The following is a 13809-nucleotide window of genomic DNA, read 5'->3' as shown; positions in this document are numbered from 1 at the left end:
CATCGGCAAGCCTTTCAGGAGCCATCCGCCCCTTGATGCTTCAAAACGATGTGCCACACGCTCCCCACATTCCGAATTCTGGAAAGCACACCGCAACGCGGCGCGGCTCCCCGGCCCTCACTACCGGGAAGGCCGGGCGTTGCACTTCACACTCGAAGCGGGGCAGTCATTTCTGATGAGGGATCGCACTGGACCTGCGCGGGTTAACCGGCGGGTTGAGAGCGGGGGACAAAATCTTCTTCACGCGCAACCTCGGGGGCCTCGGGGTGGTGAATGGTGAACGCGGAAGGGTCGAGGAGATCGGGCGGACGATATCGTTCTGGGCCTTGTGCTCCAGTAACGCGTAGACAATGATCTCATCGCCATCCCGGAGATAGAGCCGGAATATGGCATCAGCCTGTGTTTTGAACCCCTCGCCATCGATGGCGGTTCCCTCAACGTGGACCGGCAGTCGGTCAGGATCGAGCCGTGCCACAACCTCGGACGGGAGATAGTCGCGCAGCAGAACGGCGGTGCGCGCGGGGTCCGAGACAAGCAGGCGGAACAGGGCATCATGCCGGGCTTTGGGCAATTTCATTTCACGGCCTCCCGCCGGGCGCAGCATTTCTTGTATTTGCGGCCGGACCCGCAGGGGCACGGGTCGTTCCGCCCGACCTTCGGCGTGTCGCGTATATAAGTGCCGGTTTCGACATGCGCCGCAGGCTTGGGCGGCCTGACCTCAGGGTGGTTCTCGCGGTAGATATCACAGATGCCAATGGCCGCCTGAACCCAAAGCTTATCCTGCTCCTCCACGGACAACGGGTCTTTATCGGGGTTGCTGCCGGGGCCTCGTGCTGGTTGCGTTACGAGTTGGACAAGTGGATCCAAGGGGTTTTTGTAATCACGATCTTCCGACCCTTTAAAGCGCCAATCCCAAACATCGGGGCGAAGTCGCGCTCCCGCCAAAAACCCGCCGAACCAGGTCTCTGCGAAGACATTGCCGCCGTCATCCTGATCGAACAGCGGTTCGTAGTACAACACCTCACCGTTGATGACCTCAAACCCCTCCCGGATGCTGCGCAGGACAGACTGGTAATGCCGCGCGACCAGTTCCGCGATGCGCTGTGCTTCATGGGCGTCCCGCAGCACAAAGCCGCCAGAGGTGTTTTCGTGAATCACTGACAGGTATTCGTCGGGGCTGGGCCTTGGGTCCGGCGTACAGACGAGTGCTGTGATCAATCCATCCATGGCATGGACAGACCCGATCCTGCCATTGGACACAGCGCAGAGATAGCCGTGGAGTTCGGCGATTTCCTGCGCGCTCAGTTTTCCCTCAAAGCCCATGCCACATCATCCCTTGTTGGTTTCCATTTCCAGCGTTTCCAGTTTTCGCCCCCTGGAAATCACAAAGATTTTCATAGACCTATCTGGTCCCCGCGTTGGAAACTGGAAACCCCACCTGAACCTCGATCCCGCCAAAACCCATGGCCCGCGTTCACAGCCCGAATTCCAGCTTTGCCTGACGGATAGCATGGTCGAAAGGGATGCCGGTCTGCGTGAGTTCGGTGGCGCGGATCATCACCGCTTTTTTCGCGGCCTCGCCGGGCAGGGGTGGTCCATCCCTGGCGAATGTCTCTCCCAGCGCCTCGCCCATGGCCGCTTTCAGCCGTTCGACCTCTTCATCGCTGACCTTGCTCATCACACACCTCTTTGCCGGAGGGGTTTGGCCGTATAGCAGGCCCGACCCAGCGCAACGCTACGCGCTCACTGGCTGGAAGAAAAGCCGAACCACAACAGCGTCGGGATTATTCTACCGTATCGCGGATACGGCCATGACGATAACGCGCAACACGCCCTGCGTCCCAAGCCCGACCCACAGGGCGGCGACCAACAGCCCCGAGACCCCACACCAGATGGTGAGCCCTCCGCGCAGCGCGCGCAACAGGATGCCCGGTCGATCATCCGATAAACTGCGTTCGATCTGCCCGAGCGCAGTACTGTTTTCGCGCTGTATGTCGCATAATGCGCCCACATCCTGGCGCAGCGCCTCGATCTCCGGCGCAAGCTGCGCGATGAGCGCGAATTCTGCATCGGAGGCGTCAGCGTCAAGCCGAGCGCCACCCTGTTCCAGTGCTTCGAACCGGGTGCGCAAATCGTGCCCTGGTTCCATCTCGCCACGCTCGATCTTTCCGAGGGTGGTATGTGACACGCGCAGAAGACTGGCAAGCCGACGCTGCGACAGGTCGGCGCGGTCGCGCCAGAGCTTTATCCGCAGACCAAAGCGATCCCCTTTGCCATCCTGCATCCCGAACTTGCCCCTTTTGAGGTTTCCGTTTCCGGCTTTTCCAGTTTCCAGAACCCGGAAAAGCCATTTGGTTTCAATGTATCCGGACGGAACCCGCGTTGGAAACTGGAAACTGCCTTTGCCACCCGTCATTGCCGCCCTGGTTCGACGGGAAGTTTCAGGAACACATAGGCCAGAACCGGTTTGCGCCCCGCACGCTCCGCCGTCCGGCGGGATGCGATGTTGCGCCCATCGATCGTTCCGATGACGAGGCGATCCGGGGCCGGACAGTCCGCCGCCCAGACGGCCTGTGCCGCATCAGCGTATCCATTGCCCGTATGAGTTGTTGTTATGACCTCTTCCTTAATCTCATATCCCTCGATCCATTCGATCGCACTAGGCGCGACGGCGAGACACCCAACTGTTCTGTCCTGTGCGGCAATCGCATGGACCTGGCCTTTGTCGTACCACGCGCGCATCTCATCGGGGTCAGCGGCAGACAAGTTCCTTCCGAGGGCAGGGTTCTGTGACTCAACGTCCCGGTAACGGTTTTCGACCAACTTGATCGCAGCGTCTGCTGTCTTGAACGGGGCGAGACGGACCGGGCTGTTGTCTGGACAGTGCATATCAGCGCAGCGGGCCACATATCGCCCGCTGCTTTGTAACCGAATTGTCTGGCATGGTTGGTCTCGTTATATGTAAGCACCAAACGCTATATGCCTACGACTTCAAAATGCCAGATTTCTGCTCAAAAATCGCTATGCTTTGTATATAGCATATATGCTTACATATACCGTGATCAACGCAAAAGCAGTGCAAAGCGCGGGATTATGCGTACATAGTTCTCACCAAAAATGCAACTTTTTGCGACAGAGCGCTCGCGAAAAACATATATGTAGCACATATAAACTCTGCTTGCAGTCACGCGCAACATGCTGTATTAATTACGCTAATGAGAGGAACGTAGAAAGCTATGTAAGACGGCTTGCCCCTGATTTGGTGGTTTATGAGTTTTCACACCTACCGCCGGGCCTTTGCCTATGTATTTCAAGGTCAGGCCGCCTTTGCCGATGCCTCACGGCCAACGGGCGTGCTGCTAGAGAAGGAAATCGCCGGGCAGGAAGTCAATATCCGCGATATGTCGGGCGACCGCACTTTGGTTCGGTTCGGCACAGGGGATGAGATCACCGTTCAGGCCGGCCCCGATGGGGTCAGGTTTCTGCTGATCTCGGGGGCACCGATAAACGAACCCGTGGCTTGGCACGGCCCGATCGTTATGAATACGCAAGCTGAATTGCAACAGGCATTCCGCGAATTGCGGAATGGCACGTTCATTCGCCCCGCACACTAAACTGCTGTCACCGTCTGTCCGTCAGGCGGTGACAGATTTCCGGACCATATCCCAATACACCTGCTCAACTTCATCCAGTGACAACCGCCCGCCGGACCGATACCAGGTCATTACGCCGTTGAGCATGGCAATGACCGCCAATGTGGCGATCTTGGTATCTGTTATGGAAAACTGACCGGCCTGCTGACCCGTGCGCAAAATCCCCTCCAGCGCATCCTCGTAACGTCCGCGCAGGGTTTCGATCTCGGCAAAATTCTCGGGCGTCAGATTGCGCAATTCCATATAGGCAATGAACACCTCATCCGGGCGTTCAAGGTGGTATCGGATGTGAAAGCTGACGAACTGGCGCAGGGCGTCCCGTGCGTCGGGCTGGGGCTCCAACGCGTTATATGCCGCAATCAACTCTTGCATGTGGTTCTGCATCAAACGGAATAGCAGGCTTTGCTTGTCCGGGGTGTAGTTATAGAGGGCACCGGCCTGCACTCCGACTTCACCAGCGATTTGCCGCATCGAAACAGCGGCATAGCCCTGTTGGGCAAACAAAGATAAAGCCGCCTCACGAATGCGGGGGCCGGTGATATCGGAATGGGAACCTTGTGTGCGCGCCATACCTCACCTTATCTGAACAAATGTTCATATAGAAGCCCGCTTGAACCGCCCCGTCAAAAGGTGCATCACAGAAACCATGACGAAGTTCTTGCCGCTCATATTCATTCCATTTGCCTGCATCGGATGCGCTGACATCCCCGAGCTTGAAGGCAGCGAAGCGGCGTCCCTGCGTCAGGCCCCCTACCCGCGCCTGATACCACTGGACGACACACTCGGAACGCCGATTGATCCAATCAGCGAAGCCGAAACGGTCGAGGACGATCTGATCGCACGGAGCGACGCCTTGGCGCAAAAGGCCGAAGCCCTGCAAAACGCGCCATCCAACTAATGCGGTTTGCCGCAAGACGCATTGCACCCATCCCCCGAACCCGCTAAGGCAGCCGACAAGGGGCCACGCGCCCTCAATGGCATATGCGAGCGGAAAGGACCCCACGGAATGACACAGGCGCTGCGGCTTGGAATTGCGGGTTTGGGAACCGTTGGTGTGGGTGTTGTCAAGATCGTGCGCCGCCACGCAGATTTGTTGCAGGCGCGCACTGGTCGCGCGATTGAGATCACGGCCGTGTCAGCCCGTGACGCCGGTAAGGATCGCGGCGTGGCCCTGTCAGACTACGCTTGGGAAACCGATCCGGTCGCTTTGGCCAAACGCGACGATGTCGATGTGTTTGTCGAACTGATGGGCGGCGAAAACGGCCCCGCCAAAGCCTCGGTCGAGGCAGCATTGGCCAGTGGCAAAGATGTGGTCACCGCTAACAAGGCACTGCTGGCCATCCACGGGCAGGAATTGGCTGAAAAGGCCGAAGCGACCGGTCGCGTCATCCGGTTTGAAGCCGCTGTTGCCGGGGGCATTCCGGTGATCAAATCCCTGACCGAAGGGTTGGCAGGCAATGACATCACCCGCGTGATGGGCGTGATGAACGGCACCTGCAACTACATCCTGACCCGGATGCAATCGCAAGAGCTGGGGTATAATGCGCTTTTCGAAGAATGCGCGCAGCTCGGCTATCTTGAGGCTGACCCGAATCTGGATGTGGGTGGTATCGATGCCGCCCATAAGCTGGCCCTGCTATCTTCGATTGCTTTTGGCACCAAGCCCAATTTCGACGGGATCGAGATCGAGGGCATTCAGCAGATCAGCCTGGATGATATCCATCAGGCTGCCGATATGGGCTACCGCATCAAACTGCTGGGCGTGGCGCAGCGCTCTGCGCGTGGCTTGGAGCAGCGTATGCAGCCCTGTCTGGTGCCAAGCGACTCGCCTCTGGGTCAACTGGAAGGCGGAACCAACATGGTCGTGATCGAAGGCGATGCGGTCGAGCAGATCGTGTTGCGGGGGCCTGGAGCAGGCGAAGGTCCGACCGCCAGCGCGGTGATGGGCGATGTTTGCGATCTGGCACGTGGGTTGCAGATACCAACCTTCGGACGGCCCGCAAACACGCTTCAGGAAGCGCCTGCCGCGCAGACCGGATTGCCTGCCCCCTACTATCTGCGTCTGGGCCTGCTGGACAAACCCGGCGCGCTGGCCAAGGTTGCCGCAATTCTTGGCGATGCCGGTGTGTCCATCGATCGGATGCGCCAGTACGGGCACACCGAAAGCACGGCCCCTGTGCTGATCGTGACTCACAAGACCACACGTTCAACTCTGGACCATGCTCTGGACGGGTTTCGTGAAACCGATGTCGTGGCCGGTGAGCCGGTTGCACTGCGCATCGAACAGGTCTGACCCCTTGCAGCCTGCCGTATGGGCAGGTTATGCCGGAAAAAACGCTTTCGCTGACCAAAGGATTACCGAACATGAGCGCAGCCAAGATCGACTTCAATGACCGCCTGTTGTCTCTGGGGCTTGCCCGAGTGGCGGAACAGGCCGCTCTGGCCTCGGCCTCGCTGGTTGGCCGCGGCGATGAGAAGGCTGCCGACCAGGCAGCGGTGAACGCCATGCGCGAGCAGTTGAACCTGCTGGATATCTCGGGCGTTGTGGTTATTGGCGAAGGCGAGCGTGACGAAGCGCCCATGCTGTATATCGGCGAAGAGGTTGGCACCGGTACGGGGCCGGGCGTGGACATCGCGCTGGACCCGCTGGAAGGCACCACGCTGACCGCCAAGGACATGCCCAACGCCCTGACCGTGATTGCAATGGGCCCGCGGGGGTCAATGCTGCACGCCCCGGATGTTTATATGGACAAGTTGGCCGTCGGGCCGGGCTATCCCGAAGGTGTCGTCAATCTGGACATGACGCCGCGCGAACGGGTCGAAGCCCTGGCCAAGGCCAAGGGCTGCGAGCCTGCCGATATCACCGTCTGCATTCTGGAACGCCCCCGCCATGAGGCGATGATTGCCGAAGTGCGTGAGACCGGGGCCTCGATCCGGTTGATTACCGACGGAGACGTCGCAGGCGTCATGCATTGCGCCGAAAGCGAAGTGACCGGCATCGATATGTATATGGGCCAAGGCGGCGCGCCCGAGGGCGTTCTGGCTGCGGCCGCGTTGAAATGCATGGGCGGGCAGATCTTTGGCCGCCTGCTGTTCCGCAACGATGACGAACGCGGACGTGCGGCCAAGGCGGGTATCACCGATCTGGACCGTGTCTATGCTCGGGATGAGATGGTAACGGCGGATGTGATCTTTGCCGCCACAGGTGTCACCGGCGGTTCGCTGCTGCCGCGCATCAAGCGCGAGCCGGGTTGGGTTGAAACGACCACTCTGCTGATGCGGTCGAAAACCGGTTCGGTGCGCCGCATGTCCTACCGCACGCCGATGTGGTCACACGACAACGCATAACGGCTTGCGCCGTTGCCTTCGGCGAGAGTATTTGTAGAAAAGATGAAGAGGCCGGGTCCGTAAGGGCCCGGCCTTGCCGCATGAGGGGCGCGATGAGTTTTCTTGGGGTTGAGCAATCACTGACAGGCAGACGCTGGGTCGGACCTGGAGCCGAAGTGGAACGAGCTGCTGAAATGATGGCGCAACAGACCGACCTGCCCCGGGCCGTCTGTCAGGTTCTGGCCCGGCGCGGCGTGCCTGCGATGGAGGCGCGCGGGTTTCTGGACCCCAAGCTGAAAGAATTGCTGCCGGACCCACGTGCCATGAAAGACATGGAAGCTGCGGCGACCCGATTTCTTGAGGCGATACGCCGTCGTCAGAAGATCGCGGTATTTGCGGATTATGACGTGGACGGGGGCAGTTCGGCGGCCCTGTTGCTGGTGTGGCTCCGGCACATGGGGTTGGCGGCGACGCTGTATGTTCCGGATCGGATCGATGAAGGATATGGACCGAATGCGCCCGCAATGCAGAAGCTGGCCGCTGACCATGATCTGATCATCTGTGTCGATTGCGGGACGCTCAGCCATGAACCAATTTCTGCCGCCAAGGGCGCGGATGTGATCGTTCTGGACCACCATCTTGGCGGGGAAACTCTGCCGAATTGCGTGGCGGTGGTGAACCCCAACCGACAGGATGAAAGCGGCGATCTTGGCTATCTCTGCGCCGCAGGCGTTGTGTTTCTGATGCTAGTCGAAGCCGGGCGGCAGTTGCGGGAAAATGGAACAAAAGGCCCGGACCTGATGGCGATGCTGGATCTGGTGGCTCTGGCAACCGTGGCTGATGTGGCGCCTTTGATCGAGGCGAACCGCGCATTGGTTCGGCAAGGGCTGAAAGTTATGGCCCGGCGTCAGCGCCCTGGGCTTGTTGCCCTGTCGGATGTGTCTCGTATGGATACCGCACCCAATAGCTATCACCTGGGGTTTCTGCTGGGGCCACGGTTGAACGCTGGCGGGCGGATCGGGCAGGCCGATCTGGGGGCACGGCTGCTGAGCACGGATTCGACGCATGAAGCGCAGGCTTTGTCCGAGCGTCTGGACGCCCTGAACACGGAACGGCGTGATGTTGAAAACGCTGTCCGTGCCGCTGCGCTGGAACAGGCGGAGGAGCGCGGTCTGGACGCGCCGCTGGTTTGGGCCGCAGGAGATGGCTGGCATCCCGGAGTTGTGGGCATCGTCGCCTCGCGCCTGAAAGAGGCTGCCAACCGCCCCGCGATTGTTATTGGCTTTGACGGCGACGAGGGCAAAGGCTCGGGCCGGTCTGTCTCGGGCGTTGATCTGGGAGCGTCGATCCAGCGGTTGGCAGCCGAGGGCCTTCTGGTCAAGGGCGGCGGTCACAAGATGGCGGCAGGGCTGACCGTAATGCGCGATAAATTGGAACCCGCGATGGAACGGTTAAGCGAGCTTTTGGCGAAACAGGGTGCTGGTCAGGGCGGCCCGACTGATATGAAGCTGGATGGTGTGTTGATGCCGGGGGCTGCCACGGTTGATCTGATCGAACAGATCGAACAGGCAGGCCCATTTGGTGCCGGAGCCCCTGCCCCACGCTATGCCCTGCCCGATCTGCAAGTGCGTTTTGCCAAACGTGTGGGTGAGACCCATTTGAAGCTGTCGCTTAGCGACGGAATGGGTGGCGGGTTAGATGCCATTGCCTTTGGGGCTTTTGACAGCCCGATGGGGGATCGGCTGAGCAATCACGGTGGCGCGCGGTTCCATTTCGCCGGGCGGCTTGAGGTCAATTCATGGGGCGGACGTCAGAATGTGCAACTGCGCCTGGAGGACGCCGCTGAAGCAAATTGAACCTGCTTTTCTGGCGACCGGGTTGCAGCCAAAAAAGTTATGCGCCCCGGCGTTTTTCGGCTTGCGGGGGTGCTGGGTTATCCGTAAAAGGCCCTCCACAAGCCAGCGTGGCCCGTTCGTCTATCGGTTAGGACGCCAGGTTTTCAACCTGGAAAGAGGGGTTCGATTCCCCTACGGGCTACCACTTGTGCTTGACTGGACCAAATGGCCCGTTCGTCTATCGGTTAGGACGCCAGGTTTTCAACCTGGAAAGAGGGGTTCGATTCCCCTACGGGCTACCATTTTTCACAACATCACTTAAATTCGCTATGGACCATTCTGGCGGGTTGAGACTTCTCAATTGCTTCACGAACCACCTTAGGTAGAGAAAAAGCCCCGGCCATTATCGACCGGGGCCACAATGGTGCAATCGGGTGGCGCCTATTCGTCGCCGCTTTGCAGGCTGTTGGGGTCAAAAACGTTCCCAAAACCGCTGTTGTTTGACCCAGAGGGCTGTTCTTCGGTCGCTTCAGCGCCGTCGTCGCTGTCACCGCTAAGGGTGTTTGGCGCAAAGACATTGCCAAAGCCGCTGTTGTTCGACGGTTTCGGTGTGGACTGCGCACCTTCCTGCTCGGCTTCCTGAGCTTCCTGCTGTTTGCGTCGCTCTTCCCGCTGCTTGCGCAGCTCTTGAATACGCTGCTCGGCTTCCAGGCGCTTTTGCTCTCTTACATCGGCGATGCACTGGCCTGGATCGTAGGCCGTTGCGGTTCCCACAACTGTGATTGTGGCTACTGCAAACACAACCAGCAGGACCGCCGCCATATTCCCGGCGAAAAAGCTGGGCAATTTGATCTTGCCCGCAAGCTCCTCGACAGTGGCCTTCTTGCGCGCAGCGGCCACCAGTTCCTGACGTTTCAGCTTGGCCTCATTCAACAAGGCAAAAAACACTGTCAGCGCCACGATGATAAAGGCCAGTGCCGAAATCGACGGTGTGATGCCATAGCGGACCTTCTGCGCCAACTCGATCGTCAGCGTCGGATATTCACCAAAGGTGAAGGTGGTAGTGTTGTAGTTCTCGAACGACGCCAGAAATGCCAGAACAGCCGCCGAAGCAATCGCCGGGCGCATGAATGGCAGCAGAATCTTACGGAACGCCTGTGCGTGCGTCGCGCCAAGATCCAGCGCTGCCTCGGTCAGAGCAACGTCATAGCGTTGCAGCCGTGCCACCAGTACCAGCATGCAATAGCTGGCGATAAAGGTAGACTGGCCGATCACCGTCAGGAAAATCCCGTTCGACAAAACGCTGTCTGCGCCCAGCCCCAGCATCCGGTTGATCCGGTCCCAGAACACCAGCGTCGAGATACCCAGAACCACGCCGGGGATCAGGATCGGCGCAATGATGATCGTATAGTAGGTCGCGCGCAGCTTGGGCCAGATTTGCGTCAACATCAGCGCCCCGGCCAAACCCATAGCCACCGACAGAACCACCGTGCCCAACCCAACGATCACCGAGTTCTTGATACCGGTCAGGATGCGTTGATCCCGAAACAGCTCGCCAAACCATTCAAAGGTCAGACACTCCCAAGGGCTCATGCGTGGAAAGCCGGACGAATTGAACGCCGTTATCGACATGATCACCAGCGGGCCGAGCAGATAAGCGAAAAAGATCGCGAGATAGGCCCATATGCTGATGCGGAGGAAGGAATTATTCATTTCCCGATATCCCCCATGTTCACCTTGAACAGGCGCATCACGGCCAGGACGAACAGGATACAGGTCACCAGCAGCACGATGGCGTAGGCGGCCCCCTGCGGCCAGTCATTGTTGTCGTTGAACTGCTGATAGATAAGCTGCGTGAACCACAAAGACGACGGCCCACCCAGAATTTGCGGCGCAGCCAGCGCGCCCGCGCTCAGCATGAAAACCATGGTGCAGCCCGAGCTGATTCCCGGCTTGGCGTAAGGAATGACTACCCGCCAGTGGATGCGCCACCACGGCGCGCCCAGATCACGCGCAGCCTCGATCTGGTTGTGATCCAGGCTTTCGATCACGTTGTAGATCGGGAAGATCATCAGCAGGATATAGGCATAGCCCAGACCGGCATAGAGCGCGATGTCGTTGCGGATGAAGTCAAACGGCGTATCCCAGATACCCAGGCCCATGAACAACGTGTTCAGGACACCGGTCTCACCAAAGATGATCCGCAGGGCAAAAGCGCGCAGGATCTCGTTGATCCAATAGGGAATAATCAACATGATCGCGAAGATACGGATGTGATTGCCCTTGGTCTGACCCAGATAGTAGGCAATCGGGTAGCAGATGATCAAGTTGAAGATCGTGACGCAGATCGCGGCCAATAAGGTGCGGAAGAACACGCGCAGATCGACGGCATTGTAGGCCTGACTGCCCCCCTCGGGACCATAGATCAGGTATTTGTAGTTCTCGAGTGTATAAACATCTTTAGGCCCGCCAATCTCGGGCGGTGGCAGGTTCGGGCGGAATGAGAAGTCCAGCATCGACAGCTGTGGCAGGATGATCAGGCCGATGGTCCAGAACAGGACCAGACCCAGGATCAGGACACCCATGCCGGTGCCGTTGCGGTTGAAGAAGTCCTTTAGAAACCGGGGCATGTTCGAACCCCCTATTCCGCGGCCAGTTCGCCCGCTGGAACAACCACCGCATTGCGGGTTTCATATTCCAGCGTGATTGTCTGACCGGTGTGATCCTCGAATGACTGGCCCACATTCGGCAATGAGACTTTGATTTCTTTTCCACCATCCGCTTCGGTGAAGATGTTGAAAACATTGCCCTCGAACTCTTCGTGATTCACGCGGGCGGTAACGCATTGGTTGCCGCTCGCTCCGTCCGGGGCGATGGTCATCGCCTCGGGGCGGATGAACATCATGGCCTCGTCGCCTTCTTTCATCCGGCCCTGATTGGCGGTGGAGATACGCGCCAGCAACTCGCCCGAGCGATTGGTCGCGATCAAAGCCTCATTCCCCGTGACCTGTTTAATTTTGCCTCGGAACACATTGTTTTCACCAACAAAAGAGGCTGCAAAAGCCGTGGAAGGATCGTTATAGATCGTCTTTCCATCGGCAATCTGGTCGATTACCCCCGCCCGCATGACGGCGATACTGTCGGACATGGTAAGGGCTTCGCCCTGATCGTGAGTGATATAGATAAAGGTGATGCCAACACGCTGCTGAATTTCGCGCAGCTCGGTTCGCATATGTTGACGCAGTTTGAGGTCAAGCGCGGACAGTGGCTCGTCCAGCAACAGCACATCCGGCTCTGCGCACAAGGCCCGAGCAATGGCGACCCGCTGGCGCTGACCGCCCGACAACTCGCTGGGCAGCTTGTCGCCCTGCCCCGGCAACGCGATCATATCCAGCAACTCATCAGCACGCTTCCGTCGCTGGGCGGCGCTGGCGCCCTTGATCTCCATCGAAAAGGTGATGTTTTCCCAAACCTTCATCAGTGGAAACAACGCGAGGTTCTGGAAAATCAAGGCGGTGGGCCGTTTGTTCGGGCCAATCCCCTTCATGTTCCTGCCGCCGATCAGAACATTGCCTTCGCTGGGATCAAGAAATCCGGACACCGCGCGCAAGATCGTGGTCTTGCCGCAGCCCGACGGGCCAAGGAACGAAAAGAAATCGCCCCCGTTGATGTTCACGTTCGCATCGCGCACGGCGACGAAATCGCCGAAACGGATCCACAGGTTTTCCAGATCGACTCCGACCCCTGCACTCATTGTTGGTATCTCCCTAGGATGTGCACTGTCCCCACATCCTTTGACTGTCCGTCACGCCGGGACGGCGCGCAGAAGGAAGGCCCCCCGCACTGCGGGAGGCCGAGGTTCAAAACGCTTACGCGCTTTTGAACTTGTTGACGAACTCTGTCCGGGTTTCGGCATACCACGGTGCCTCGGCAGGCCATGGGTTCAGATTGGCCAGCGAGTCGCCCGGATAGGCCTCGGCAAAGTTCTTCTTGTAGGTGTCGCCTGAATACTGATCGGCCCCAAGAACTGGTGAGTTATAGCCGTGACTGTCAATCGCCACACCGGCAGGCTTGGCCTGATAGGCGAAATCGACGAAGGCATAGACCTGATCGATATTCGCAGCACCGGTCGGCATGGCAATACCGTCAACCCAGGCCATCGCGCCTTCGACCGGAGCCTGATAATGCACTGGCTCACCAGCGGATTTCAGTGCCAGCGGCGGGCCATCCCAGGTCTGACCAACGATCACACCTTCGTTCAACAAGCCGTTCTTCTGTGTATCGGCATCGTTCCAGATCAGCTTGATGCGGTCCTTGCGGGCGATACACCAATCCGCGATCTGGCCCCAGACCTTGCGCATTGTGTCTTCATCACCATACGCGGCCCAGACCGAACCCGGCTCCATCTCGCCAGCACGCTCCATGTACAGACCCGCACCCAGCATCATCGAATGCGCACGACCCATTGTCTTGCCGGCATTTTCTTCGGACCAAACGTCGCCGTAAGACGGTGCGTCACCTTCCGGCAGCCACAGGTCGGTGCGATAGGCAATACCCTCGGTCCCCCAGATATGAGGCAGCCAGTGCGCACCACTGCCACCAAAGTCCCAGGCATCGGTACCGATCTTGGCCATCGCCGGGTTCACCAGATCAATCGGAACCTTGTTCATGTCGAAGGGCTGCAACAGCTCCAGCGGTTCCCACTGAAGTGAGCGGTTGTTGGTCGGCGACACGATGTCAAAGCCCTGGCCCTTGGTGGCCTTCATCTTGTTGATGATTTCTTCATTCGACCCGATACCGGTGTAATTCACCTTGATGCCGGTCAGGGTTTCAAACTCCTGGATGAACGTGGGCGGCAGGTAATCCGACCACATCAGGATGTTGATCTCGCCCGACGACGCAAGCGCGCTTTTGCTGTAAAGCGGTGCGGCTAGGGCTGCTGCCCCTGCGCCTTTCAAAACCGTGCGCCGGGATAGAGTTTGGTGTTTGGCCAT

The 13809-nt window shown here is 58.9% G+C and carries 14 protein-coding genes, 2 tRNA genes and 1 pseudogene; 7 read left to right on the top strand and 10 right to left on the bottom strand.

From position 1 onward, the window contains the following. Positions 1-166: 166 nt before the first annotated feature. From ACP0GE_RS17610 to ACP0GE_RS17590, 5 genes are all read right to left on the bottom strand, one after another. Complete coding sequence (locus ACP0GE_RS17610; RefSeq protein ID WP_424833208.1) at positions 167-577, bottom strand: Rpn family recombination-promoting nuclease/putative transposase; 411 nt, start codon at positions 575-577, stop codon at positions 167-169. Next, the gene (locus tag ACP0GE_RS17605) at positions 574-1323 is read right to left on the bottom strand and encodes a UPF0149 family protein (RefSeq protein ID WP_424833207.1); all 750 of its coding nucleotides are present in this window, start codon (positions 1321-1323) and stop codon (positions 574-576) included. The genes ACP0GE_RS17610 and ACP0GE_RS17605 overlap by 4 nt, the downstream gene beginning before the upstream one ends. A 151-nt stretch (positions 1324-1474) precedes the next feature. Further along, complete coding sequence (locus ACP0GE_RS17600) at positions 1475-1678, bottom strand: hypothetical protein (RefSeq protein ID WP_424833206.1); 204 nt, start codon at positions 1676-1678, stop codon at positions 1475-1477. Between the two features lie 111 nt (positions 1679-1789). Continuing rightward, positions 1790-2416 carry a helix-turn-helix domain-containing protein gene (locus ACP0GE_RS17595; RefSeq protein ID WP_424833205.1) on the bottom strand — a complete coding sequence of 209 codons (627 nt, stop codon included), beginning with the start codon at positions 2414-2416 and terminating at the stop codon, positions 1790-1792. Further along, entirely contained in the window at positions 2413-2766 is a 354-nt protein-coding gene (locus tag ACP0GE_RS17590) for a hypothetical protein (RefSeq protein ID WP_424833204.1), read from the bottom strand. Before ACP0GE_RS17590 ends, ACP0GE_RS17595 begins: the two co-directional genes overlap by 4 nt. Before the next feature lie 515 nt (positions 2767-3281). Here ACP0GE_RS17590 and ACP0GE_RS17585 point away from each other — a divergent pair. Beyond that, positions 3282-3614, top strand: a pseudogene (locus tag ACP0GE_RS17585) (pirin-like C-terminal cupin domain-containing protein); the annotation flags it as partial. A gap of 21 nt (positions 3615-3635) precedes the next feature. On the opposite strand, the gene ACP0GE_RS17580 reads toward ACP0GE_RS17585, so the two are convergent. Continuing rightward, positions 3636-4223: a TetR/AcrR family transcriptional regulator gene (locus ACP0GE_RS17580; protein WP_424833203.1), complete on the bottom strand. Its 588-nt coding sequence runs from the start codon at positions 4221-4223 to the stop codon at positions 3636-3638. Between the two features lie 76 nt (positions 4224-4299). On the opposite strand from ACP0GE_RS17580, the gene ACP0GE_RS17575 reads away from it, so the two are divergent. From ACP0GE_RS17575 to ACP0GE_RS17550, 6 genes are all read left to right on the top strand, one after another. After that, the gene (locus tag ACP0GE_RS17575; RefSeq protein WP_424833202.1) at positions 4300-4551 is read left to right on the top strand and encodes a hypothetical protein; all 252 of its coding nucleotides are present in this window, start codon (positions 4300-4302) and stop codon (positions 4549-4551) included. Between the two features lie 108 nt (positions 4552-4659). After that, on the top strand, positions 4660-5946 hold the full coding sequence (locus tag ACP0GE_RS17570) for a homoserine dehydrogenase (RefSeq protein WP_424833201.1): 1287 nt from the start codon (positions 4660-4662) through the stop codon (positions 5944-5946). 71 nt (positions 5947-6017) lie between these two features. Next, entirely contained in the window at positions 6018-7001 is a 984-nt protein-coding gene (gene glpX, locus ACP0GE_RS17565; RefSeq protein WP_424833200.1) for a class II fructose-bisphosphatase, read from the top strand. 92 nt (positions 7002-7093) lie between these two features. Next, the gene (gene recJ / locus ACP0GE_RS17560; protein ID WP_424833199.1) at positions 7094-8836 is read left to right on the top strand and encodes a single-stranded-DNA-specific exonuclease RecJ; all 1743 of its coding nucleotides are present in this window, start codon (positions 7094-7096) and stop codon (positions 8834-8836) included. 109 nt (positions 8837-8945) lie between these two features. Then, positions 8946-9020, top strand: a tRNA-Glu gene (locus ACP0GE_RS17555). Between the two features lie 22 nt (positions 9021-9042). Continuing rightward, positions 9043-9117 (top strand) — tRNA-Glu (locus ACP0GE_RS17550). Between the two features lie 139 nt (positions 9118-9256). On the opposite strand, the gene ACP0GE_RS17545 is transcribed toward ACP0GE_RS17550, so the two are convergent. From ACP0GE_RS17545 to ACP0GE_RS17530, 4 genes are all read right to left on the bottom strand, one after another. Continuing rightward, complete coding sequence (locus ACP0GE_RS17545; protein ID WP_424833198.1) at positions 9257-10528, bottom strand: ABC transporter permease subunit; 1272 nt, start codon at positions 10526-10528, stop codon at positions 9257-9259. Further along, the gene (locus ACP0GE_RS17540) at positions 10525-11445 is read right to left on the bottom strand and encodes an ABC transporter permease (RefSeq protein WP_424833197.1); all 921 of its coding nucleotides are present in this window, start codon (positions 11443-11445) and stop codon (positions 10525-10527) included. The genes ACP0GE_RS17545 and ACP0GE_RS17540 overlap by 4 nt, the downstream gene beginning before the upstream one ends. An 11-nt stretch (positions 11446-11456) precedes the next feature. Then, positions 11457-12569 (bottom strand): ABC transporter ATP-binding protein, encoded by a 1113-nt coding sequence (locus tag ACP0GE_RS17535; RefSeq protein ID WP_424833196.1) that lies wholly within the window; start codon positions 12567-12569, stop codon positions 11457-11459. Positions 12570-12684: 115 nt separating this feature from the next. Further along, entirely contained in the window at positions 12685-13809 is a 1125-nt protein-coding gene (locus tag ACP0GE_RS17530; RefSeq protein ID WP_424833195.1) for an extracellular solute-binding protein, read from the bottom strand.

Origin of the sequence: Ruegeria sp. (genome assembly GCF_965243365.1) — a bacterium.
Classification (GTDB): domain Bacteria; phylum Pseudomonadota; class Alphaproteobacteria; order Rhodobacterales; family Rhodobacteraceae; genus Ruegeria.
Note: the sequence above shows the minus strand (reverse complement) of the source record. Positions and strands in the feature narration are given on the sequence as shown.